Here is a 22,473-nt window from a genome sequence, read left to right as displayed (position 1 = left end):
CACTCCCCTGTTGAATATGACGCCTTAGACGATTCGTAGAACCGGGCGCTGATCTGCCATTCCGAGCAGATCCCGCACCTGCGAGGTGCTGAGCTTCAAGACGTCAGCAAGCGCGGGTGTTCCGCCGCCGTGGTCTCCGGCCAGCTCGGCGGCCTTCCTCAGTAGTGTTGGAACCTCGCCTGCGTAGGAGCTGGTCGGGTCGGCATCGGGATCGTCGAGCACGGCCAGGCGCTGGTAGGCCCGGCGTGCTGAAGACTCTGTCGTGCGGCCACGTTCGACCATCCGGCGGATCAGCGAGTGCGGTGAGACACCCCAGGTCCTGCCGAGCCGGTCCAACGCTGCCAGGTCGAGCCGCTGTGGGAGCGCTGCATCCATCGAGGACGAGGGGGTAAGGAAAGCTGCCGCAAATTCGTCGGCCTCTTTCTCGATCGCCGCGCTGTGCTCACCGCAATCGGTGTGCAGCAGCAGGTGCCCGATCTCGTGTGCGATCGAAAAGCGGTGCCGGAAGACGTTTTCGCTCCGGCGAGGCGTCGTGATGATGAGGGGGCGATCCAGGATCACTACTGAGAACGCATCCACCGCATCGATCTCACCGAGTGGTCGCACCGTCACCACGATGCCATGGGACTCAGCCGTGGCGACGAGGTGCTTGACGGGTCCGTCGGGCAGTTCCCAGTGCCTGCGCAATACGACGGCAGCATCCGCCGGCGATGTCCCGGCTGGCACTACAGGAAGATCGGCCTCGGGAAGTTTCACATAGCGCTCAAGGGCAAACATCAGTTCCCACACCATCGCCGCCGTGGCCAGCGCCATTTGCCGATCGCCTACACGGGCGGACCTGAGGCTCCGAAAGTGGGCATTCATAGTATCGATACGCGCTAGAGGACGGCCGATTCCAAAGAAACCAGGACGAACGTTTAGGGCCCGGGCCAACCGGTCGAGTACGTCGGGGCGGGGTGAGTTGACTCCAGCTTCGTACTGCCCGATCGCGGCGGCTGATACCCCAATCTCTGTGGCAAGGTCTGTCTTACTCACTCCGGCACGAACTCGGGCCTGGGTAAGCCGTGCCGGTTCAAACCGTCCATGCGTCTGCCCGGGGCCGGGCAAGTCGAACAGACTCGGAGTGTTCTCACGCATCCGACTGCGCCGCCTCCTGCTCCCGCAGCTCGACGGCAGGCGCAACCGGCGCGCCACTGTCGAACGACTCGATGTCGAACGACTCGTCGGCGGCGTTGAGCTCCGGCTCCCAAATGGTTTCCTGCCCATGAAGCACGACCTCGCCGGTCGCATGGTTGAGTTCGGCGATCGCCCACTCGACCGACTGCAACTGACGGGGTGAAGACTGGACCATGACAAGCACCAACGGCATCGTGTCGCCGACCTCGCGTACGACACGTTCGAGCTCAGTCTCCTTGTCTGCAGCCTCAACCGGCTCAGGACCAGCCAACAAGGCCAGGTCGAACAACATCGGATCCAGAGGCTGTGCGCTGAACCCGCTCCTCTTCGTCGGACTCGACGCGAAGGAGGCAACTGCGTCAACGGCTTCAGGAACCCTCCACAGATAGACGAGGCAGTCATTGACCACGGGCAGCTTGTGACCGGCCGGGGCCAGCTTGTACGACTGGAAACCTTGCGCCGTCAGTGCTTCACGAGCGTCATCGAGCAGGTCCCGCCACTGGGTGCCAAACCCCATCCCGTACCGGGATTTCGAAATCTGGTGTGCCTCTGCGAAGCGGCCGTGGATAGATCGTGCGACCTCGACGAGCAGGTCACGAACTCCGGGAGCATGGAGTCCGAGTGCATCGGCGGGAGAGTTTGGAACCACGGCGGGGCCTCCTGTGCAGACATCGGGTGCCGCGGGCGCGGCCAGTTCGAAACTTCAGTATGGCACACGATTCGCGCATGAGTGCTTCAGGGAAAACGCGCGGCGTGTCGGAGCCTGCCTCCGTGGAATACGGGGCACTTGGTCGGGCAGTACCTCACTGCAGTCCAGTGGCAGACGAGTTACGCTGACTCGACCAAGGTCGCGCATCTGAAGATACGGAGCCATCTTGGCGGTGAGTCCTGCCTGCTTCATTTACGAGTGACACCGCCGTTCTTGTCGGACCTCCTGGTTAGCGTTAAGCCCGACTACACAATTAGGGGGACACATGTTTGACCGAGGCACCGACTACCCAACAGCCGTAGCGAGCTACGACGACGAGGGCGTCAGCGCGGCGATCGACTGGTGCGTCGAACACATGCAGACGGATGACACGCTGTCTGTCTGGACGGCACTCCAGTCGAACCTCAGCAACTGCGACGCCTTGGAGCGCCTCGTGCAGCGACACAGCAATGTGTCGCATATCACCGGTCGCGGTGGCGGGACTCCACAAGGTACCGGTCCGGTGCTGATGGCTTGGCCGGACATGGACGACATCGGGAAGCTGGTGCGCTACGGCCACGGGATCCGCGCCATCTGCATCATCACCTGGAACCCCGACGGGATCCGTCCTTGGGTCACAGCGATGAAGCCGGACATTCTCGGCGACGGCTCCGACTGGGAGAGCCTCTCCCCCGATCTGGACCCGATTGTTGTCGAGGCTCTGAAGAGCCTGACGCTTACGGTGAACCACAACAACACAATTTCGGCCGGCTTTGAGAAGGATCAGGTCGTCGGCGTACTCCTGGCACTGCGCGACGCCAGGATCCCGATGGACGCCGACGCCACGCAGGGCTGGGCCCTTGCTCACGGGTGGGCCGGCAAGAACCCGGAGCGGCTGGCGCAATACGTCCGGGACATCAACGGCGGGAAGCGCCCGCGAACCCGGCACGTGCTCCGCGCCGACTACGTCGACTATCTGCGGCAGAAGCTGGCATCGAGTGACGATCCAGACGCTGAGGATTAGGAATCGCAGTCGGGTAGTTTCACTACCCCATCTCCCGGACGAGCCACGGGCAGGAGCTCGGAAAGCGCTCTGTCTACCCGAAGAGCACTGCTCCGCATGATGAGAAATGCCCGCCATTACAGGGTACACATCACATCATTACTTAGGGGCATACTCCCGGGGGCGCGCGCATGTTGGGAAGACAAGGCGTGCGAACTATGCCGACGCCCCGTAGACGCAGGCATCCAGCACTCGATCGCCTAAGCCCCTGGAGCAAAGGGGGTAGGAAAGACGATCCCGTTGAGCGGTACCGAGGGTTGCCCTTGCAGCTCGGCCGGCGGGAAACGTACCCAACGCTCAGCTCACCTGGCACCACAGGAATTGGGCCGCGGCGAGGTCGTCTCCCGGCTGCCGTAAACCCGATCGGGTGGGGCCAGGCAGTCAGTCCCCCATGCCCGATGTTATCGGTCGAGCGGGTTCGGACGCCGTCCCGGGCAGGGCACTGGCGGCGATCGTCCGGGTTGGACACTTCAAGCTTTCTGCGAAGATTTTTCCTCGGCACGCCGTTACGACATTGATGCTCCAGCGGTGTCTAAGAGTGTTCAATCGGCTACCGGCGATCACTCAGATCCGACCATGGACACCCCGCTCAAAATCAGCGCGAACGCTGGCATTTCGGGCAAAAATGGGAAGACCTGTTCATGAAGGCCATGCGCTTAATCGGGGTTCCGCAGCGACGACAGGGCTCGCCCTCACGCCCATAAACTTCAAGGTCTCGGGCAAAGTAACCTGAGGCGCCGTTGACATTCACGTACAGCGAATCAAAGCTTGTCCCGCCGGCCGCCAGCGCGTCCAGCATGACCTCACGGGCGCAGTCCACGAGCCTGGCTGCGTCGGCCCGCCGCAGCTTGTCGGTGGGACGGGCGTAGTGCAGTTTGGCCCGCCACAGGGCCTCATCCGCGTAGATGTTGCCGATCCCCGAAACCAGTCCCTGGTCCAGCAGGGCGCGTTTCAGGCCGGTCCTGCGTTTGCGGAGCTTGGTGAAGAAAAGCTCAAAAGAAAACGCCGGGTCAAGGGGGTCGCGGGCAATGTGGGATGCCTCCTCGGCGATGAGCGGAACCGGGGATTCAGCGAGGCCCCCGGGGCCGCCGTCGTCCGTAGGAACCATGCCGGTGACGAACAGCCCGCCAAAAATCCGCTGATCCACAAAACGGAGCTGTTCCGGCGTGCCGTCGCGCGGACTGAGCCGGAGCCTGACTTTGAGGTGCTTTTCATCGGGTGTAGAAGTGTCCTGCATGAGGAGCTGACCGCTCATGCCCAGATGGGCCATCAGGGCGATGGCAGGCGTGGCCTGCGCAGAGCCAGTCATCGTTGCATCCAGCAACGGCATCCAGAGGAACTTGCCGCGGCGGACTACATCCGCCACTGTGGCGCCTTCCAGGTTGCCGACGAAGTCCTCCGTGCCCAGCGCATGGCGGCGGATGGATCGGGGGTCCAGCACGTCAACTGAGGTGATGCTGCGGCCGCGGACCCAACTCACCAGTCCGCGGCGGACTACTTCCACTTCCGGGAGTTCCGGCACAGGTCAGCCTAGACGGAGGCAGCGGAGCCCGCGGAGCCGTCCGCAGCCTCCGTGCGGGAAGCTCCGGAGAGCACGCGCCAGGCATCGGCGGCGGCCTCCTGCTCGGCTTCCTTCTTGGAATGGCCGGAACCCTTGCCATAGGCGTTGCCGCCGATCTCCAGAACGGCCGTAAACGTGCGGGCGTGATCCGGCCCGGCCCCTTCCACCGCGTAGTGGATGCTGCCGAGCTGCCTGCTGGCTGCCAATTCCTGGATACTGGTCTTCCAGTCCGTTCCGGCGCCGAGGGCGGCCGCGTCCTTAAGGAGTGGACCAATCAGGCGCATGACCAGTTGGCGCGCGGTCTCGATGTCGTTGGAGACGTAAGTGGCACCGATCAGTGCTTCCATGGTGTCCGCCAGGATGGAGGCCTTGTTCTTACCCTCCGTGAGCTTCTCGCCCTGGCCCAGGTAGATGTAGTCGCCAATGCCGAGGCTGCGGCCAATGCCGGCCAGGGCCCGTGTGCTGACGACGGCGGAGCGTCGTTTCGCCAGGTCCCCTTCCGGCAGCGACGGGTTGTCCCGGTACAGGGCATCCGTGACGGAGAAGCCCAGGATGGAGTCACCCAGGAATTCCAGCCGCTCGTTGGTAGGGATTCCGCCGTTTTCGTAGGCGTAGGAACGGTGCGTGAGAGCAAGACGAAGCGTCCCGGCGTCAATGGAGACACCGAGACGCTTCAGAAGCTCTTCAGTTGAAGACATCATCTCAGCCTGAATGGCCAATTAGACGTCTGCGACCTTGCGTCCCTTGTACTCAAGGAACAGCGCAGTGCCAGCCGAGTCGGTGACGACCTTTGCCTGGTGCGGCAGGCTGTAGGTGACCTGGCCGTTCTCTACGGTCTTCACCAGGTGGGGGGCAGTTGCCTTCCACTGGGAGCGGCGGGCGCGGGTATTCGAGCGAGACATTTTCCGCTTGGGAACAGCCACGGCTAACTCATTTCTCTCTAGACAAACACGTACAAATCAATTTTGCCGGTCAGGCTTAGCCATATCAGCTAGGGCAGCCCAGCGAGGATCCAAGACCTCGTGGTGGTGCCCCGGCTCGTCTTCCAGGCGAGCTCCGCATTCGGAACAAAGGCCCTGGCAGTCTTCCCGGCACACCGGCTGGAACGGCAGCATGGTTACAACTGCGTCCCGCAACACCGGTTCAAGATCGATTAGATCGTGCTCGACTCGACGTTGCTCTTCATCGTCTTCTTCATCCGAAAGCAGGACGCCTTCGTAGAAGAAAAGTTCTTGCACATTGACCTCAAGGTCATACGCAAGGGGATCCAGGCATCGGCCGCATTCGCCCGTTACTGCAGCGACTGCGGTTCCTGATACCAGAATTCCTTCGTGTACGGCCTCAAGCCTCAGATCCAGCTCGACATCCGAGCCTTCCTGAACGCCAATGAGCGCCACACCAAGATCACTTGGTGCGGGTACATGTTCCTTCAGTGTCCGCATGCTTCCCGGGCTGCGCCCGAGGTCCTTGACGTCGAACGCCAAGGGCGAACTAGCATCTCGCTTAATGAGAACTCCTGTTGAACATATGACCGACGTACCATCTTAGCCTGAAGACCCGTATGGACTCAAACCAGGCCACCGAAGGCCGCCGAGTACCGGACTAGCCTACCCTCTCGGCGGCTGATCGGACGAAGACTCGCCAGCCAGCAGCCTTTTTTGCACCGAGCGCGGCACATAGTCCGAAACGCTGCCGCCCAGGGACGCGACTTCCTTGATGAGTGTGGAGGACAGGTGCAGGTAATGGGCTTCCGCGGGCAGGAACACTGTTTCGACTCCGCTGAGCTGGCGGTTCATGGTGGCCATGGGGAGTTCGTAGTCAAAATCCGACGAGGACCGAAGTCCCTTCACAATCGCAGACACTCCACGCTGGCGGCAATACTCAGCCAACAACCCTTCACCGACGGGCTCAACCACAATCCCCTTCAAGGATGCAAGGGTCTCCCGAGCCATGTCGATCCGGTCCCCAAGACTGAACCGATACTTCTTCGCATAGTTGGTGGATACAGCCACGATGACCTCGTCAAAGAGGCCGGCCGCCCGGGCGATTACCTCGAGATGGCCGTTGTGGATGGGGTCAAAGGATCCTGGGCAGACAGCGCGTCTCATGCACCGAACCTACCGCATTCGGACGCCGGGATACCATGACTGAATGCATCCACCACGGGACCTTTTTCTACCCACCGCACCTGCTCCGTGGCAGCGCGCAGCCCTCGGGGCCAACCTGCTCGGACAGGACGGCCAGCTGGGGGTCACCATCTTTGAAGAGATGACCACGCTCGCCCTGCAGACCGGCGCGATAAACCTGGGCCAGGGGTTCCCGGACGAGGACGGGCCGGCAGAGATCCGGGCTGCCGCGCAGGCAGCCATCGGCGCCGGCGCAAACCAGTATGCTCCGGGGAAGGGCACCGTTGAACTTCGTGAGGCCGTCGCGGCCCACCAGGAACGGTTTTACGGCTTGGCCCCGGACCCTCAGACGGAGGTCATCGTCACGACGGGAGCCACCGAGGGTATTGCCGCTTCATTGCTGGCCCTGACCGGTCCGGGCGACGAGGTGCTGACGTTCGAGCCCTTCTATGACTCGTACGGCGCCATGATCGGGCTGTCCGGGGCCACCCACGTGACTGCTCCGTTGCTCGCCCCTGACTTCCTCCCGGATATGGCCGCCCTCGAAGCGGCCTTCAGCCACCGCACGCGTGTGGTGCTGCTCAACAATCCGCACAATCCCACGGGTGCCGTTTTCCCGCTGGAGGTGCTTCAGCGGGTCGTCGATCTTGCCACGAAGCATGACTGCCTGATCATCACCGATGAGGTGTACGAACACCTGACGTTTGGCGTGAGCCACATTCCGGTCGCCACACTGCCCGGGGCTGCGGAGCGGACGTTGACCATCTCCTCCGCAGGCAAGACCTTCTCGTTTACTGGCTGGAAAATCGGTTGGCTGACCGGACCGGAGCGTCTGGTGTCCGCCGTCCGTACCGTGAAACAGTTCCTGACGTACAGCTCGGGGACGCCGTTCCAGGCGGCGATCGCAACGGCACTGGCCCTTCCGGATGATTTCTACGCCGGAGTTTCTGCCACGCTGCGTCACAAGCGCGACATCCTCAGTGAGGGGCTCCGTGCGGCCGGTTTCGAAGTCTTCACCCCGCAGGGCACCTACTTCGTGAACGTGGACACCGACCCGCTGGGCATCAAAGACTCGGTGGACCTTGCGCGCCGGCTTCCCGCACTCGTAGGAGTGGCGGCAATCCCGGTGCCAGTCTTCTGCCACCCCGACGGCGCTGAACGGACACGCAGCCTGCTCCGATTCGCGTTCTGCAAGAAAGTGGAAGTCCTGGAAGAGGCCGCGGCACGGCTGGCCAGCCTCAGCGGAAGGCTCTGATGCCTGCGGACGGCCGGCATGCGGCCACCAGATTCCTGCGAACCACGGGTCAACATGCCTCCATCGAAGCGGACCACCTCATCGATGGCGCATACATCCTGAGCATTGGCGGTGCCGAGCAGTCCCACGTCAATGTGGACCATCCCGAGGAAATCTTCTACGAGTACTTACGCCGGATCGGCCACCTGGTGGATCTGGCAGCTCCGGAGGGGCAGCCGATCAGGGCGCTCCATCTTGGGGCCGGCGCCCTGACCCTGGCCCGCTACATCCAGGCCACAAGGCCAGGATCCGTCCAGTATGCCGTTGAATTGGAGCGCGAGCTGCTGGATTTCGTCCTTCAACAGCTGCCGCTGCCGGACGGGACGGACCTGCATCCTGTGATCGCCGACGCCCGTGACGCCCTGGCCGGACTGGCGCCGGAGCTGCGGTTCGACGTCATTATCCTGGATATTTTCTCCGGACCGGACGCCCCGGAGCACATCGCCTGTACCGGGTTCTACGAGGAGGCCCGCGCACGGCTCACAGCAAACGGCCTGCTGATCGTCAACGTGGGGGACGAACCCGGACTCACCCTGGTGCGCAGCCAGGCCGCTGCCCTTCGCCGGGCAATGGAGGATGTCGCGGCCTTCGCCGAGGCCGGGATGTTCGCTGGCCGCTACCCGGGCAACATCATCCTCGCCGGCACACAATTCCCATGGCCCCGGAACTGGTCCGTGGAACTGACGGCGCGGGGACCTCACCCGGCCAAAGTGCTGGCGGGCGTTGAACTGGACGGCCTCGCAGGCTGAGTTTCAGTGACCGGACTTTGACCACCGGCTTTCAATTGCCGCCAGCGTCTGCGTGCTCGTCAAGTTCTTCCTCGACCTGAATCGCGTCCGGAACCGAAGGCTCCGCGAACCAGAGGCGCGTCTCCCCGTACTTCTTCTCGGCAAAACGTTCCATTCCCACCGGCCAACCTGGTTCCGGCGACCGCGACGAGCGTTCGACCACCACAACGGCGGCCGGCGCAAGGTGCGCATTGAGCTTGGCCAGCACGGCGGACAGGGCCGGCTCGTCCAGCGGGTAGGGCGGATCCAGGAAGACCAGGTCCCAGTTGTCGTCAAGTGTGGCGCGCTCCAGGAACGACTCCACCCTGGATCGGTGCACGGTGACGACTTTGCGCCCCACGACGCCGTTGACCAGGTCCGCGTTGCGCTGGCACACACCGCTCGCCTTGGCATCGAATTCGACAAGGTCAACGGTTCCGGCGCCCCTGCTGCCGCTCTCCACACCGAGCGACCCTGAGCCGGCGTACAGGTCAAGGACCCGCGCGCCGGAGATGACATCGAAGGCATCCAGCCGTGAAAACAGGGCTTCCTTGACCCGGTCCGTCGTGGGCCTGGTCAGTGACCCGGGAACACTGACCAAGGGCGTGCCACCGGCAGCTCCCGCGATGATCCTGCTCATGCCGGGCACTTCCTGTTCCGCGCCGCCGTGCCGGCTGTCGCCGCGTTATCCGCGTTATCCGCGTTCAAGGAACGCCTCCTTTTCGGGATTGAGGTATCCATCGATGGCGTGCGCCAGCTGCGGATGCTGCTGAAGGGACGGATCCGAACCCACGATCTTCTGGGCGTCCTCCCGTGCCTTTGCTATGACGTCCTCATGCTCCAGCACTCTGAGGAGTTTCAGCGTGGACCGGACACCTGACTGTGAGGCGCCAAGGATGTCCCCTTCACGCCTCAGCTTCAAGTCTTCCTGGGAGAGTTCAAAACCATCAGTGGTGGCGGCCACTGCGTCCAGCCGGCGACGGCTTGGATGGCCGGGCTCCAGGGCCGTCACCAGGAGGCACGTGCCGGGATGCCCGCCGCGGCCCACACGCCCACGGAGCTGGTGGAGTTGGGAAATACCGAAACGGTCGGCGTCGAGGATCACCATGAGGGTTGCATTGTGGACATCGACGCCCACCTCAATGACTGTGGTGGAGACCAAAAGCTTGGTCCGGTTGGCCGTGAAATCAGCCATGGCCGCCGACTTCACCCCAGGGTCCTGGCGCCCGTGAAGCGGAGCCAAGGGCACGCCAGCCAAGGCCGGCTCCTGCTGGAGCTGCTCGACGACGGACGTCACCGATGCGAGCTCGCGCGCCGCGCCGCCCTCTTCCAGGTCCGCCGCAGTTGGTTCCGCTTCTCCGGGACTGAAGTCGCCGTCGTCGTCAGTCCCGATTTTGGGGCAGACAACATAAACCTGGTGCCCGGCGTCGATCTCCTCCCGCGACCGGGACCAAATGCGGCCTACCCAGCCCGGGTTCTCGGCGAGGCCCACCACGTGGGTGGAGATGGGGGCCCGGCCCGCGGGCAGCTCATCAAGCACAGACGTTTCGAGGTCCCCAAAAACTGTCATTGCCACGGTTCGGGGAATGGGGGTGGCTGTCATGACCAGCAGGTGGGGCGGTTTGCTTGCCTTCGCCCGCAAGGCATCCCGTTGCTCGACGCCAAACCGGTGCTGCTCGTCCACGACGATCAGGCCGAGATCATAGAAGGACACGTTGCCGCTGAGCAGGGCGTGGGTGCCGATGACGATCCCGGCCGTACCGGAGGCCGCGTCCAGCATGGCCTGCTTGCGGGCCGCAGTGGGCATGGATCCAGTCAGGAGCGTTACCTGGACGGCGTCGCTGCCCAATCCGCCAAGAAGCCCGTCCCGGGACAGCGGGCCCAAGGTGCGCCTGATCGATTCGAAGTGCTGGGCGGCGAGGACTTCGGTGGGGGCGAGGAGGGCTGCCTGGCCCCCGGCGTCGACCACCTGCAGCATGGCCCGGAGTGCAACGACGGTCTTGCCCGAACCCACCTCGCCCTGCAGGAGCCTGTTCATGGGGCCGTCCTGGGCAAGTTCGGTTGAGAGTGTCTTGCCGATGGAGGCCTGGCCGGCAGTCAGGGTAAACGGGAGTTGCCGGTCGAAGGCAGCGAGAAGGCCGTCCGGGACAGGACGCCGGGCGGTGGCCTCTTCGGCGGCCAACTGGGCCCGGCGCCTGGCCAATGCCGACTGCAGGACCAGCGCTTCCTGGTAGCGGAACCGATCCCGGGCACGCTGCCAGTCCGCCGTGGATTCCGGTGCGTGGATCAGCCGGTATGCCTCAGCGACCGGCAGGAACTTTTCCCGTGCCGCAACAGCAGGCGGAATTGGGTCCGGCAGCGCGTCGAGGTCGGCCGTTTCGAGCAATGCCCGCACAACTTTCTGGATGGCCCAGCTGGTGAGTTTGCCCGTGGCCGGATAGACCGGAATGGGCATCAGGGCCAGCGACTCCGGGTCCTTCCCCTGCGTGAAGGGGTCCTCGTCCAGCAAAAGGAAATCGGGATTCGTGAGCCCCAACAAGCCACCGTAGCGAGTGACTTTGCCGGAGAACAGTGCCCGCCGCCCCTGCAGCAGCTCAGCCTTGGCGCGGTAACCGTTGAAGAAGCTGACCTTGAGCGTGCCTGGGACTTTGCCGCGGTAATCGCTGCCCCCGACCAGCCGGAGCCCCGGCGTTCCGTCGTCGTCGGAAATCACGACGTCGGTAATGGTGCCGCGGCGTGCCTTCATGGAACGGGTGCTGTTGGACACCACCCGGGCTATCAGAGTGACGTCCTCATCCAGGGGAACCTCGCTGATAGGGGTCAGCTCGCCCCGGTCCAGGTACCGCCGGGGAAAGTAGTTCAGCAAGGCACCGACGGTATTCAGGCCAAGGTGTTTCTCGATGACGCCGGCGGAGCGTCTGCCGACGAGGCGTCCTAGGTCAAAGTCGAATTCAGCGTTCATGCCCACTGGAGTTCACCGGGTCGGTGTCAGGGTCTCTCGGCAGGGCGAGCTCGCTGACCGTGATCTGCGTGGGATCCCCCAAGGAACGGATGAGCCGGACCGCCAGTTCTGCATCCGGTACGTGGACGTGGACGCGCCAGCGGTAATTGCCGTCAGCCTCAGCCGAAGAACCCACCTGGCTCATGATTACGGACTCGCCGATCTCATCGAGCCGCTGCCGCAGGGTGGCCGCGTTGAGCGGCGAGAGGCTGATGGTGCACATGACTTCCACGCCGTCGTCGTCAGGCATGCTGGTGTGAATATGAGGGTCCTGGACGTCGTAGCCGTGCAGCCCGTCAAGGAGCTCGCTTTGCAGTTCCTCCCCCAGGACGGCGGATCGGAGGCAATCCAGGATGAGGAGCATTCCCACACCGCCGGCGTCCACGACGTGCGCCGCCTGCAGGGCGTCCAGCTGGTCCTCCGTGCGGATAACTGCCGCCAGGGCGCCCTCAACCGCGGCGTCCAGCGACAAGCCAAGAGCGTGGTTGCTGTCGTCACCGTTTTGACCGGCATCCACCGCGGCAGCAGCACGGGCGGCAGCTTCCATAACTGAGAGCATGGTCCCGGGGACGGGGTCGCTCAATGCTGACCAGGCCCTGATCTGTGCCCGGTTGAGGGCGGCGGCAAGCAGGGTGGACGTCAGCCTGGTGTGGCCGGCCAGCGGCTCCGCGGCTGCGCACAGAAAGACGGAAAAGAGTGTGCCCGAATTGCCCCTTGCCTGCTCCAAGGCCGCCTGTCCGGCCATTGCCAGGACAGCTCCGACGTCCGCCTGTCCGGCGTCCGGCTGCCGGGAATCCAGGCTGGTGCTGCCGTTGCCCGGCCCGACGCCTTGGAGCGCGCGGGAGGCCGCCCGGACTGTGAGATAGAGGTTGGTGCCGGTATCACCGTCCGCCACGGGGAAGATATTGATGGCGTTAAGGCGGTCGCTGTGGTTGCCAAGAGCCGTTTCAGCCTTGCCCAACCACCGCTTCATCGCTTGCGCGTTGGCGGCAACCTTAGTGTGCAAAGTGATCCCATCCCCCGGTGTCCGCGGCGTGGCCTGCAATTTTGATGCCCGGGCTTTCGCTTTCTCCCAAGGCTTGTACTGAGCCTATCGCAGTGAATCCGGGAGGCACCTGAACGCCGGGAGGGAATGTGGCCAGGAGTCCGTGGTCTTCTCCTCCGGCCAGCACCCACTCCATGGGGTCAGCATTGAGAAGGTCCGACGCCGGTTCCAGCCCTTCGGACAGTTGGCGAAGCGCCTGCGGATCCAGGTCCAGGACGACGCCGCTGGAGCGGGCGAGGCGGGCCCCGTCCCGGAGGAGCCCATCGGAGATATCCAGCATCGCCGTTGCGCCGCCTGACCGTGCCAGCGGACCTGCGGCAAGAGGAGGCACCGGCCGGCACTGAAGTGCCACCAGTTTGCGCTGTTCCGGAGCCAGGGACTCTATGCCTGCGTCCGACTCCAGGAGGGCGAGCCCAGCCGCCGCCCGCCCCACCGTACCGGCAAGTGCCAGCACATCGCCGGGGCAGGCTCCAGATCTCAGCACCGGCGATCCGCCGCTCAGGGTGCCCAGCACAGCGACACTGACCGAAATCTCCCGGCCACGGCCGAGGTCACCGCCGGCAACAGAACAGGAGTCGGCGCCCAGCTTCCGGATTCCGGCTGCCAGGCCATCGGCAAGATCCTCCACCCAACTGACCGGGGTGTCCCGCGGAAGGGTGAGGCTGACCACCATGGACGTTGCTGTGGCGCCCATGGCATTGATATCGCTGAGGTTTTGGGCAGCAGCCTTCCAGCCCACGTCAAAGCCGGTGGTGCGGTACCCGTTGGGCCACTGAAGCCGGAAGTCCTGGTCCTGCACCTGGGTGTCGATGCTGATGACCGTCCGGCCGTCCGGGGCGGCAACGATCGCGGCGTCGTCCCCCGGACCCAACAGCGTGGCAGCGGCATGGCGGCTGTCCATCGCCAGCCGGGGGAATATCCGGGTCAGAAGATCGGACTCGGACAGTTCCGCGACAGTCACGGCCTCTCCAGGGGCGGCTTTCTGAGGCGCAGCTTCTTCGGGCAATGCCTTTTCAGGCAGGGCTTTTTCGGTGGGGGCATTCCCAGGCACAGCATTTACAGGCACGCCACTACGCTACAGCGCAGCACCGACATTCGTTGCCGGTGCCGTGTGGCCCATCCTGTCGCTCTAAGGCTCAACGCCCAAGCAATAACGTGCACGGAGCTTCCCAGTGCCAGCCCGCTGGAGCAGCATGGACGCTTGCAGCGCTCAACGTGTTGTCGGATACGCACGCCGCACGGGCAGCGTCCACCCCCATGTTCCAGGTAGGCCCCACTTGTCGGGTGGTGGTGGGCGGAAGATAGTTAATCAGCAGGAACGCCAGCATCAGAGCGGGGGCCGCCAACCCTGGTTTCCATCGGCCCTTGGATCGTTCAGCAACAACAAGACAGGCAATGGGAGCAAGAGTAAGGAGAAACATTGACGGCGCGGCCGCGTACCGGAAAAAGTAGAACCTGCCCAGCCAGTCGTCTACGGTGAAATCGGCGTATTCAAAGGCCGGCTGTGCGTTCACAACGATGGCCGCTGTCCAGCACGCTACGGCAGCTCCGAAGGCATACGCTGCGGTTATTTTCCATCGCCAACGGCCAAAAATCAGGATATAGCAGAGGACGCCCGCCACGAGAAGTACCGGGATCACCATCGCGAAGCCACCAAAAGCCACGATAGCCGAGGCAACTGTCCGATGATCGGACTCCCAGAGGGAGCCGATCCCTTGCAGGACGAAACCATAGAGTACGGAAAGGGGCTCTATCGATTCTTCTTGTTGGGGCACCGGCGTTCCGTACCTCGGGACTGCGGAGGTCACCAGTAGCTGGAGTGCCACGCCCAGGATAAGCCCCGCAGGAGCCCAGAAGTTCTTGCGCCAGAAGATTGCCCAAATCGCGAGTGGCAGAAACAATCCGGTGATGATTTCGCTGGTGGCCGTAGCCAGGGCAGCAACCAGGAGGAGTGCCTTGGCGTACAGCCTGCTCGGCTCGTACAGCAGTAGCCATGGGGAGAGGAACAGCAGGAACCAGTGGAGGTTTGCCGCATTACCAAGGACTTCCAGGGGACCAACGGGTAGGAAGCCGGGAATGATGGCGAGCATCAGGCGGAGGGGCCAGGGCTGCACCAGCGCGCGGGACAGGAAAAACACAGCTACTGAGATACCTGCGACGACCATGCAGCTCAGCAACGACATCATCGTTCCGTAGTAATCGATGGGCGCAACGTTATAGGCCACACCGGAAATTACCCTGGGAACTACGTGAAGGTAACCGGAATACGGCTCGGGAATGCTCCTGAATGAACCGAGGGACACGGTTTCCCGCAGGAACACAGCCGCGTCTTCAGCCCACAAGGTGCCACGGGTCACCTCCGGGAGCCGCAGCCACAGAACGAAAGTCAGAACAACGATTGCGCCGCCCAGGGCGGCCATCCGGACGCCGTGCCGGAGCAGAAACGTTGGCGCCGTCCGCGGTTTGGCCACGCGTCGCGCGGGAGGCCTGTCAATTTGTATGGTCATGTTTTCCGTAGTAGTTGGCTAGGGCAGAGGCTGGCGAGTTCAGCCTCTGGAATCTTACGGGACGGACCCACTAGTTCGACAAGCCGACCAGAACTACCCGGTGGCTGGACATTCAATTCACGGCGTGCGCAGTTCCTGACAGGGAATTTGCACTTGGGCAAACTTCCAGGCGGCAGGAGCGGTGGAGGCTGGTGCCGCTGTGAGGTTGGGGTCGTTTTCACACGCGGAGCGGGCCGCGCCAACGCCTGCGGCCCACTCGGGGCCAAGCTGACGCACCGTTGTAGCCGGGAAGTAGCTAACAAGGAGGAACGCGACGAACATTCCCGCAACTGCTGTGGCAGTACCGCGTCCGATGTGGCCTCGTTCCTGGGCCGCTGCCAAAGCCAGTGGCAGAAGCACGAGGAGAAACATGGCGGGGGCCGCGGCATACCGTATGTAGCCAAACCCAGTGGCCCAATCCGCTTCCGTGTACATGGCGTAGGTGAACATCGTGTTTCCGCTGAGGACGACCGAGGCGGTCCAACAAAGGGCGGAAGCGGCAAAGGCGCCGGCCGCGGCAATCTTCAAGCCGGACCGCCCTGTTATCAGCGTGTAGGCGAGCAACCCGAGAAGCAGTAAGGCCGGGATAACCGATGACCAGGCTCCGAACATTACGATATTGGATGCCAGAGTGCGGCTGTCCGCGTGCCAGATGGAGCCGATGGGCAACAGTCCGAACCCGAGAACGACAGACCAGGGGTCAGCAGCATCGGTGGGCGATGCTCCGCTGAACCTGGGCTTGGTCAGGGCTGTAAAGACCTGCAGACACACCCCCAGCAGCAGTCCCGCAGGTGCTGCAAAATGACGGCGCTTCACGGCTGCCCAGACAGCGAGGGGTAAGAACATGCCCGTGATGATTTCACTGGTGGCCGTCGCCAAGGCCACTGTAAACATGGCGGCGGACCCAAGACGCGATTTTGGTCTATAGAGCAGCAACCAAGGCGCCAGCCATAGCAGGTACCAATGCAGGTTAGCTGCGTTGCCAAGCACTTCTTGAGGTCCCACGGGCAGCAACACAGGGATTGCGGCCAGGACAAGGCGTACTGGCACCGACCCAGTCAAAGAGCGGGAAAGGTGGAAGACGCCCACAGAGACGAGCGCAACCACCAGGCAGCTGAGAAACGATGTCGCCACCGCGTATCCGTCGAGTCGGACCGCCGCGTGCGCTATGCTCGCCAGGATCCGCGGAACGACGTGGAGATAGCCGTCGTAGGGCAGTGGAATGCTACGCAAGTGCCCGTTGCTCAGGACGTCCCGCAGAAAGACACCACCGTCTTCAGCCCAGACTGTCTGCCGCGTTGTGGCGGGTAGGCGCCACCATGTGACCAAACTAGTGACCGCCACGGCACAACCCCAAGCTAAGGCTTTGGTAACCCGGGTCGCTGGGACGGGCGTCGAAGCGGTCTCCTGCGCAGCCATATCGGCAGGGGGAAATCCGTGAATTGTTTTAGTCATTTGGTCAGTAGTTTATAGCCCTGCAACCCAACTGGGTGACTCCAGCAGAGAGGGATGACACGGCCAGCCCCCATGTGCAGACAGTGTATTTGCCGCGCAGGCCCAGGGGGATGGAAATTGTGTATCCATGGTTTCCCGACACTGCCATCACTTTGTTTACATCTGGCCTGGGGACATCGGCGGTGAAGGCGAGACCCCGGGTGGTGCCGTCCGGGGCCGTCACGTACGCGTGCACGGGTGTGCTGGCAGAATCGAAGGCCGGGTCGTACGCCCAGCCTTTGGAGACAAGGACGGCTCCGGCAACTCCGGACTCAACTACAACCGAGTCAAGCACGCCAACAGGGGCTGGTGTCGCAGGAACGTCAATGCTCCGGCACCCCAGGAGGCTGTTGCCTTCCGCCATGGGGCTGACAGAGATTCCGTAGGCGCACACGCGGTAAGTACCCGCACCACGAATTTCAACAAGTGAGTCAAAGCCGTGGTTGCCCGTGATTCCGAGTGCCCCGTTCACGTCGACCCGCAGACGATCCGAGGTGAATGCCTGGCCTTTGACGCTTCCATCGGGTGCCGTGACGTAGACATGCACTGGGATGGAGGCCAGCGGGGAGCCAAGGTCTGCCGTCCAACCGGCGACCGACAGGTAGGCTTTCGTGTCAACCTTGCGCAGGGAGACGCTATCCACGAATCCGACAGGCGCTGGAGTCGCCGGCACCAGGATTTCCTTGCAACCAAGGAGGCTGTTGCCTTGCGAGAGCGGGGCGACAAAGAGGCCATAGGCACACGCGGTATAACGGCCGCCCTGTGTCACCGGCGTGCTCAGGCTGAATCCATGGGCTCCGGAAATCGAAAACACGGAGTTGACGTCCGGGCGGGAGCCGTTCGCAGTCAGTGCGTGGGCACTCTGGCCGCTGGGGCCGCTGAGATAAATGTGCACGGGGATGCTGGCAGAGGAAGCGCCGGCATCGAAAGCCCAGCCCCGAGCCTTGAGAACACCCTTTCCGGATTCCACGGCGTAGCTGAATGAGTCAAACACACCCAGCGGCGGCGGCGACGCCTCCGCTGTCACCGTCCTGCAGCCAAGGTATGTGTTTTCGACGCTTCCCATCGCGTACACGCACACCCGGTACGGTCCGGCCGCGGTGACGTCAAAAGTCTTGGAGTAACCATGCTGACCGGTCACCTGCATCACGCTGTTAACGTCCGGCCGCGGCTGGTTCGCCGGCACTGCGTAGCTGCGCTCCACTCCGTCAGGTGTCTTCAGGTAGACGTGCACATCGCTTGATTCCGCCGGTTTGGCACCATCGTATGCCCAGCCCCGCACCACCAGCTTCACCGCCGTGCTGTCACGCTGCAGCTCTACGGCATCGATAGCGCCGATACCCGGCGCGCCCGGAGGACGGAGCGTCACGGTCGCCGAGGTGTCACTCACCGAATCTATGGTCACCTTCGTCCCCGCATGGGTCTTGAAGGTTGTGCCGGCCTGCCACGCCTGGGTGGAGCTGTAGTTGCCGCTGATGGGAAAAGTCGAAGGAGGCAGCAATATGGACGAGTTTCCCGAACCCTGCTGCGAGATCTTCACGCCCCGGTTCCCGCCAATGGCCTTGCCCACGTCGTATCCGACGGGTGCCCTCAGTTCCAGGTAGTAGACCTCGCCCGATTTCGGGTCTGTGAACTTGGCGGCGCGGGCTGCACCCGTCCCGGCCCACGGCTTAAGCGTCAGTGACTTTGTTGCGGTGACAGTGCCGGCGTCGGCAATCTCGTTGCCGTTGCCGAAGCGTCCCATCTCCCAAAACGGGGCACCAATGGCCGGCATGAAGTCGTAGTGCGAGATGCCCATGACATCCAGGTTGTCGCCATAGGTTTTGATGCTGCATGACGAATCCGCGAATCCCCCGTACGGTCCCGGGGCGACGTCGGAGATCCCGCTGCCGCACTGGAGGCTGTTCGCGTGGTCAAGCCCCAGAGCGTGTCCGAATTCATGTGTCAGGACCGGCGTGCTAAGCCTGCCGTTCTGGGGCATGATGATCCGGCCGCCCACCGACCCGTTGCTGAAAGCCATACCGGCGGCGCCATTGGTCAGATAGGCGCCCGGAATGTACATCACCAGCGCGGTGTAGGACGTCTGCGTCCATCCCAGCTCGCGCGAGACGATGTCAACGATTTCGTTGGGCGACTGGGTGGAGCGCGCCGCCGACGGCCGGGCCGTCTCGGCCTTGATCAGCGACATGTTCACCCTGCCCACAGTCTGCGTTGACCAGTACGCGCTTGCCGCACTCAGGGAAGCCTGGGCGGCCGCCATGGGAACGGCAGCGTTGGTCTCCTCTACCGTTTTGTCGGCAAGCTTCACCGTCACGAGGGTCGTCTTGATGGTCCCCGCCAGCGGCTGGTCAACATACGTGTATTCCGATTCGATGTGCCGTGGAGGAACGTCGGGGCGGACAAAGTCGTCCACCGGCACAGGACCCGGATCCGCCACAGCGGAAACGCCCGCCGGCACGGACAGATCAGCCGGCGCCGCAAACGCGAACTGGGGAAGGGCTGACGACAGCACGATAACGGACACGGCCAGGGCCGTCCGACGCAGAATATTCAAGAGTGCTCGCTTAGGGGTGAGACCAGAAGTGATGCAGTCATCCTAGGGGAACCACGGGCATCGCGGGGATACCTGCGCAAAAACTGATCCAAGCCTTTGATTAGGCGAATCCAAGGATTGGCGCAGCAAACGGTAAATGGAGATGATGGGTTGATGCGCCCCGCCCCTTTACCCGCACCAGCCATGCCCATCCCGACGGCGTACAGCAGGGCTTCCGGTGCAGTAGTGGCCGTTATCGCTGTGGGACTCTGCTTGGCGGCGTGTTCCCCGGTAGTGGATGTTACCGCGGCGCAGGACGCAGCCAACCCCGCCTGCGCACCCATGATGGTGGCACTGCCTGATGCCATCGGGGACGCGGGCCTGCGGAAAACAAACAGCCAGGCAACCGCTGCGTGGGGCGACCCCTCGCAAGTGATCCTGCGTTGTGGCGTCAACGTTCCGGGACCGACGACGGACCGCTGCGTCAGCGTCAACGGCGTGGATTGGGTCATCAAGGAGGGGGACACCGCGTGGACCCTGACTACCTTCGGCCGCGAACCAGCCACCGAAATCCTCCTGACCAAGGATCAGGAGGCCGTTAGTTCCGCGACAGTCCTTGCTGACTTGTCGGCCGCGGCGGCAAAGATCCCCGCCACAGGGAACTGCGTCGGGCAGGAAGAGCTGAAGAACCTGCCGTCCACCCAGTAGGTCCCGATGAGCCCGGCCACCGGAACACCACCGTCCCGGCGACATACCGGCTCCGGAACCCAGCAGCCCGTTCCCTCTGGGCTTTCCGCCAAAGGTTTCAGTCGCGGGGTCACGGTGAAGCACTACGCCGCTGTCGGCTACGAAGCGACGGTCAACTGTTCTTCAGGCACAGCCCTACGCTATCGCATGGGTTGACATCCCAACACCGCACCGGCGCATAGACTTGCAGAGTGCAGCTGAAGGGGACCATCGCCGTGAAGATTCTTGCCGGCACCCTCTTTGGTCTGTTTGCTCTGTGGTTCACCGCATGCTTGTTTCTGTTTTGCTTCAACTCGCCGGGGTCGCCTGCACCCCGGGTTGATGCGGTCATCGTTCTGGGCGGCAGCAGCGAGGAACGCCTGCCCGTTGCCCAAAGCTTCGCCGCGGACGCGGGGGAACCGGTTTTGGTTGTGTCCTGGACGGATACCCCGGGCAACGTCTCTGCGGATAACTTTTGCCGGGGTACTTCCTTCCCCAGTTCGTCGTTGATCTGTTTCCGTCCCGTTGGTATGGACACACGCGGAGAGGCGGAGGTGATCGGGAAGTTGGTAAAAGCCAATGGCTGGACCTCCATAGCCGTGGTTACTTCCTCCTATCACCTGCCCAGATCAGGAACGCTCATCCAACAATGCACTGACGCCAAAGTGAACATGGTGGCTTCCAAACCCGACCTCGATTCCTTCCAATGGCTGCGTCGTTTTGTGATCGAAACCGGCGGCCTGATTGACGTGAATCTACACCCGGAGTGCACGCCCAAGAGCCAGTGATGCAAGAATTGACGGTGTCGGTTGAGTCATCGGCAGTTTGGTTGATGCACTCCAACAGCCATAGCCCGAGCACGTGAGGAGGAGCAAACTATGGAGGAATCTGAGGACGCTCCGCCCTTGATCGCCGCTCCGCGCCATTTGAGAAGACGGAACTTTCACCCCGACATACCGGACGCTCTACTAGTCCGCGGTCTGGATCCGTTGCCGCAGCCGGCGTCCCGTGCCCGCGAACCCTACCGGCAGGGTGGAACCGTGTCGGCCCGAGTCCGGGCATTTGGACGCAAACGGGCCGTTGCATTGTTCGTCGTGATGTTTGTCACAATCAGCATTCCCTTACTGCTGTTTGCCTTGATTCTTGCGGGCTAAGGAGAACAAGCTTGAAATGGGGCGATGCCCATGGTCCATCTTCGGTAATGCAGGAGACTCCGATGCAGCGAATTACGGGCTGTTCCCGTAGCATTATCGCCGACGTCCACAATTTTCGGGGGAATATCTATGCCCAGCATCATGCCTATCTTCGGTACCAGACCGGAGGCTATCAAGATGGCTCCGATCGTCGCTGCATTCCATGAGTCAGACATTTTTAACTGCGTTGTGACCGTCACCGGCCAGCATCGCGAGATGCTGGACCAGGTTAACGAACTGTTCGGCATCGTGCCGGATCATGACCTGAATATCCTGAAGCAGCGGCAATCGCTCTCCGCAATCATGACGCGGACCATCGACGGCTTGGACCAACTCTTCGCCGAGAAGAAGCCTGACGCAGTCCTCGTCCAGGGCGACACGACGACGTCCACTGCGGGCGCCATCGCCGCCTTTTATCACGGCATCCCCGTTGTGCACGTCGAGGCCGGGCTTCGGAGTGGCGACCTCTTTTCGCCGTTCCCCGAAGAGGCCAACCGCAAGATAACGAGCCAAATTGCCAGTCTCCACCTTGCTCCGACCAGTGTCAGCCGGGCCAACCTCCTCGCCGAAGGCATTGACGCCAGCGACATTGTGGTCACCGGCAACTCGGTCATTGATGCACTCCTGACCACCGTCGGCAAACAGATCCCTTTTACTGACCCTCAGCTCGAAGAACTCGCGTGCAGTGGCCGCAAGATTCTGCTGGTGACCACTCATCGGCGTGAGAATCAAGGAGACGCGATGCGCGGAGTGGGCCGGGCTTTGGCTCGTATTGCGGACGCGGAGCCTGACCTGATGATCGTTTTGCCGGCGCACAAAAATCCCGTTGTGCGCGAAGCGGTGCTGCCCGCGCTCGAAGGCAAGCCGAATGTCATTGTCACGGAACCCCTCGCTTATGGCGAATTTACCCGTATGCTCTCTTTGGCGCACATCGTCCTGACAGATTCGGGCGGAGTGCAGGAAGAAGCACCGAGTCTCGGCAAGCCTGTTCTGGTGATGCGGGATAACACCGAACGTCCCGAGGCGGTCGACGCCGGAACGGTGACTCTGATCGGAACCGACGAAGAACGTATCTTCAAGGAGGTTGACCGGCTCCTGCACGATCAGACCCACTTCAATTCCATGGCCAACGCAGTTAATCCCTACGGGGATGGTAAAGCATCTGAACGCACCGTCGCGGCGGTGGCGCATCTGCTAAAGGTCGGAGACAGGATCGCCGAATTCGGTCTGTGACACACAAGAAGCCCGGCGGCCCTATTG

At 62.8% G+C, this 22,473-nt stretch carries 20 protein-coding genes and 1 pseudogene; 6 read left to right on the top strand and 15 right to left on the bottom strand.

Annotated features, from left to right (window positions below; genetic code table 11):
* Positions 1–24: 24 nt before the first annotated feature.
* The 3 genes and pseudogenes from ACLKOZ_RS19350 to ACLKOZ_RS19340 all read right to left on the bottom strand — a co-directional run bounded on the left by ACLKOZ_RS19350 (position 25) and on the right by ACLKOZ_RS19340 (position 1,825).
* Positions 25–813 carry an ImmA/IrrE family metallo-endopeptidase gene (locus tag ACLKOZ_RS19350; protein WP_436477560.1) on the bottom strand — a complete coding sequence of 263 codons (789 nt, stop codon included), beginning with the start codon at positions 811–813 and terminating at the stop codon, positions 25–27.
* Between the two features lie 99 nt (positions 814–912).
* Positions 913–1,137: pseudogene (locus tag ACLKOZ_RS19345) on the bottom strand (helix-turn-helix domain-containing protein); the annotation flags it as partial.
* On the bottom strand, positions 1,130–1,825 hold the full coding sequence (locus tag ACLKOZ_RS19340; protein ID WP_436477498.1) for a hypothetical protein: 696 nt from the start codon (positions 1,823–1,825) through the stop codon (positions 1,130–1,132). The gene ACLKOZ_RS19340 and the pseudogene ACLKOZ_RS19345, both read right to left, overlap by 8 nt.
* 325 nt (positions 1,826–2,150) lie before the next feature.
* Between ACLKOZ_RS19340 and ACLKOZ_RS19335 the strand changes: the two genes are divergently transcribed.
* Positions 2,151–2,888 carry a hypothetical protein gene (locus ACLKOZ_RS19335; protein ID WP_436477496.1) on the top strand — a complete coding sequence of 246 codons (738 nt, stop codon included), beginning with the start codon at positions 2,151–2,153 and terminating at the stop codon, positions 2,886–2,888.
* 634 nt (positions 2,889–3,522) lie between these two features.
* Here the strand turns inward: ACLKOZ_RS19335 and mutM are convergent.
* The 5 genes from mutM to coaD form a co-directional block, all read right to left on the bottom strand.
* On the bottom strand, positions 3,523–4,449 hold the full coding sequence (gene mutM / locus ACLKOZ_RS19330; RefSeq protein ID WP_436477494.1) for a bifunctional DNA-formamidopyrimidine glycosylase/DNA-(apurinic or apyrimidinic site) lyase: 927 nt from the start codon (positions 4,447–4,449) through the stop codon (positions 3,523–3,525).
* An 8-nt stretch (positions 4,450–4,457) separates the two neighbouring features.
* Positions 4,458–5,186: a ribonuclease III gene (rnc, locus tag ACLKOZ_RS19325; RefSeq protein ID WP_337348910.1), complete on the bottom strand. Its 729-nt coding sequence runs from the start codon at positions 5,184–5,186 to the stop codon at positions 4,458–4,460.
* A 21-nt stretch (positions 5,187–5,207) separates the two neighbouring features.
* Complete coding sequence (gene rpmF / locus ACLKOZ_RS19320; RefSeq protein ID WP_009356569.1) at positions 5,208–5,411, bottom strand: 50S ribosomal protein L32; 204 nt, start codon at positions 5,409–5,411, stop codon at positions 5,208–5,210.
* Between the two features lie 36 nt (positions 5,412–5,447).
* Positions 5,448–5,972 carry a YceD family protein gene (locus ACLKOZ_RS19315; protein ID WP_337348911.1) on the bottom strand — a complete coding sequence of 175 codons (525 nt, stop codon included), beginning with the start codon at positions 5,970–5,972 and terminating at the stop codon, positions 5,448–5,450.
* Positions 5,973–6,095: 123 nt separating this feature from the next.
* Positions 6,096–6,596: a pantetheine-phosphate adenylyltransferase gene (coaD, locus tag ACLKOZ_RS19310; RefSeq protein ID WP_337348912.1), complete on the bottom strand. Its 501-nt coding sequence runs from the start codon at positions 6,594–6,596 to the stop codon at positions 6,096–6,098.
* Positions 6,597–6,639: 43 nt separating this feature from the next.
* On the opposite strand from coaD, the gene ACLKOZ_RS19305 reads away from it, so the two are divergent.
* Positions 6,640–7,869: an aminotransferase class I/II-fold pyridoxal phosphate-dependent enzyme gene (locus ACLKOZ_RS19305; protein WP_436477490.1), complete on the top strand. Its 1,230-nt coding sequence runs from the start codon at positions 6,640–6,642 to the stop codon at positions 7,867–7,869.
* Positions 7,869–8,657, top strand: a complete 789-nt coding sequence (locus ACLKOZ_RS19300) for a spermidine synthase (protein WP_436477488.1) — start codon at positions 7,869–7,871, stop codon at positions 8,655–8,657. The genes ACLKOZ_RS19305 and ACLKOZ_RS19300 overlap by 1 nt, the downstream gene beginning before the upstream one ends.
* Before the next feature lie 31 nt (positions 8,658–8,688).
* Here ACLKOZ_RS19300 and rsmD read toward each other — a convergent pair whose 3' ends face one another.
* The 7 genes from rsmD to ACLKOZ_RS19265 all read right to left on the bottom strand — a co-directional run bounded on the left by rsmD (position 8,689) and on the right by ACLKOZ_RS19265 (position 19,315).
* Positions 8,689–9,315 carry a 16S rRNA (guanine(966)-N(2))-methyltransferase RsmD gene (gene rsmD, locus ACLKOZ_RS19295; RefSeq protein WP_337348915.1) on the bottom strand — a complete coding sequence of 209 codons (627 nt, stop codon included), beginning with the start codon at positions 9,313–9,315 and terminating at the stop codon, positions 8,689–8,691.
* Between the two features lie 54 nt (positions 9,316–9,369).
* Positions 9,370–11,637, bottom strand: coding sequence for an ATP-dependent DNA helicase RecG (locus tag ACLKOZ_RS19290; RefSeq protein WP_436477486.1), 2,268 nt, complete (start codon positions 11,635–11,637; stop codon positions 9,370–9,372).
* The gene (locus tag ACLKOZ_RS19285) at positions 11,627–12,649 is read right to left on the bottom strand and encodes a DAK2 domain-containing protein (protein ID WP_337348917.1); all 1,023 of its coding nucleotides are present in this window, start codon (positions 12,647–12,649) and stop codon (positions 11,627–11,629) included. Before ACLKOZ_RS19285 ends, ACLKOZ_RS19290 begins: the two co-directional genes overlap by 11 nt.
* A 22-nt stretch (positions 12,650–12,671) precedes the next feature.
* Complete coding sequence (locus ACLKOZ_RS19280) at positions 12,672–13,727, bottom strand: thiamine-phosphate kinase (RefSeq protein WP_436477558.1); 1,056 nt, start codon at positions 13,725–13,727, stop codon at positions 12,672–12,674.
* Positions 13,728–13,857: 130 nt separating this feature from the next.
* A complete protein-coding gene (locus ACLKOZ_RS19275) occupies positions 13,858–15,228 on the bottom strand; it encodes a hypothetical protein (protein WP_436477484.1) in 1,371 nt (456 codons plus the stop codon).
* Between the two features lie 117 nt (positions 15,229–15,345).
* Entirely contained in the window at positions 15,346–16,113 is a 768-nt protein-coding gene (locus tag ACLKOZ_RS19270; protein WP_436477482.1) for a hypothetical protein, read from the bottom strand.
* Positions 16,114–16,726: 613 nt separating this feature from the next.
* Positions 16,727–19,315, bottom strand: a complete 2,589-nt coding sequence (locus ACLKOZ_RS19265) for a hypothetical protein (protein ID WP_436477481.1) — start codon at positions 19,313–19,315, stop codon at positions 16,727–16,729.
* A 183-nt stretch (positions 19,316–19,498) separates the two neighbouring features.
* Between ACLKOZ_RS19265 and ACLKOZ_RS19260 the strand changes: the two genes are divergently transcribed.
* From ACLKOZ_RS19260 to wecB, 3 genes are all read left to right on the top strand, one after another.
* Positions 19,499–20,002 carry a DUF3515 domain-containing protein gene (locus ACLKOZ_RS19260; protein ID WP_436477479.1) on the top strand — a complete coding sequence of 168 codons (504 nt, stop codon included), beginning with the start codon at positions 19,499–19,501 and terminating at the stop codon, positions 20,000–20,002.
* Positions 20,003–20,232: 230 nt separating this feature from the next.
* On the top strand, positions 20,233–20,808 hold the full coding sequence (locus ACLKOZ_RS19255; protein ID WP_436477477.1) for a YdcF family protein: 576 nt from the start codon (positions 20,233–20,235) through the stop codon (positions 20,806–20,808).
* Between the two features lie 495 nt (positions 20,809–21,303).
* Positions 21,304–22,446: a non-hydrolyzing UDP-N-acetylglucosamine 2-epimerase gene (gene wecB, locus ACLKOZ_RS19250; protein ID WP_436477475.1), complete on the top strand. Its 1,143-nt coding sequence runs from the start codon at positions 21,304–21,306 to the stop codon at positions 22,444–22,446.
* Positions 22,447–22,473: the final 27 nt, after the last annotated feature.

The sequence above is a fragment of the Arthrobacter sp. R4 genome, from assembly GCF_051365025.1.
GTDB lineage: Bacteria > Actinomycetota > Actinomycetes > Actinomycetales > Micrococcaceae > Arthrobacter.
Note: the sequence above shows the minus strand (reverse complement) of the source record. Positions and strands in the feature narration are given on the sequence as shown.

What these genes read in the sequence shown, in the direction of transcription:
- rsmD (WP_337348915.1), bottom strand. Translation starts at nt 9,315, where the DNA reads ATGAGCAGGATCATCGCGGGAGCTGCCGGTGGCACGCCCTTGGTCAGT.
- ACLKOZ_RS19260 (WP_436477479.1), top strand. Translation starts at nt 19,499, where the DNA reads ATGCCCATCCCGACGGCGTACAGCAGGGCTTCCGGTGCAGTAGTGGCC.
- ACLKOZ_RS19275 (WP_436477484.1), bottom strand. Translation starts at nt 15,228, where the DNA reads ATGACCATACAAATTGACAGGCCTCCCGCGCGACGCGTGGCCAAACCG.
- ACLKOZ_RS19285 (WP_337348917.1), bottom strand. Translation starts at nt 12,649, where the DNA reads ATGAAGCGGTGGTTGGGCAAGGCTGAAACGGCTCTTGGCAACCACAGC.
- ACLKOZ_RS19305 (WP_436477490.1), top strand. Translation starts at nt 6,640, where the DNA reads ATGCATCCACCACGGGACCTTTTTCTACCCACCGCACCTGCTCCGTGG.
- wecB (WP_436477475.1), top strand. Translation starts at nt 21,304, where the DNA reads ATGCCCAGCATCATGCCTATCTTCGGTACCAGACCGGAGGCTATCAAG.
- ACLKOZ_RS19290 (WP_436477486.1), bottom strand. Translation starts at nt 11,637, where the DNA reads ATGAACGCTGAATTCGACTTTGACCTAGGACGCCTCGTCGGCAGACGC.
- coaD (WP_337348912.1), bottom strand. Translation starts at nt 6,596, where the DNA reads ATGAGACGCGCTGTCTGCCCAGGATCCTTTGACCCCATCCACAACGGC.
- ACLKOZ_RS19350 (WP_436477560.1), bottom strand. Translation starts at nt 813, where the DNA reads ATGGCGCTGGCCACGGCGGCGATGGTGTGGGAACTGATGTTTGCCCTT.
- ACLKOZ_RS19300 (WP_436477488.1), top strand. Translation starts at nt 7,869, where the DNA reads ATGCCTGCGGACGGCCGGCATGCGGCCACCAGATTCCTGCGAACCACG.
- rnc (WP_337348910.1), bottom strand. Translation starts at nt 5,186, where the DNA reads ATGTCTTCAACTGAAGAGCTTCTGAAGCGTCTCGGTGTCTCCATTGAC.
- ACLKOZ_RS19270 (WP_436477482.1), bottom strand. Translation starts at nt 16,113, where the DNA reads ATGTTCTTACCCCTCGCTGTCTGGGCAGCCGTGAAGCGCCGTCATTTT.
- ACLKOZ_RS19335 (WP_436477496.1), top strand. Translation starts at nt 2,151, where the DNA reads ATGTTTGACCGAGGCACCGACTACCCAACAGCCGTAGCGAGCTACGAC.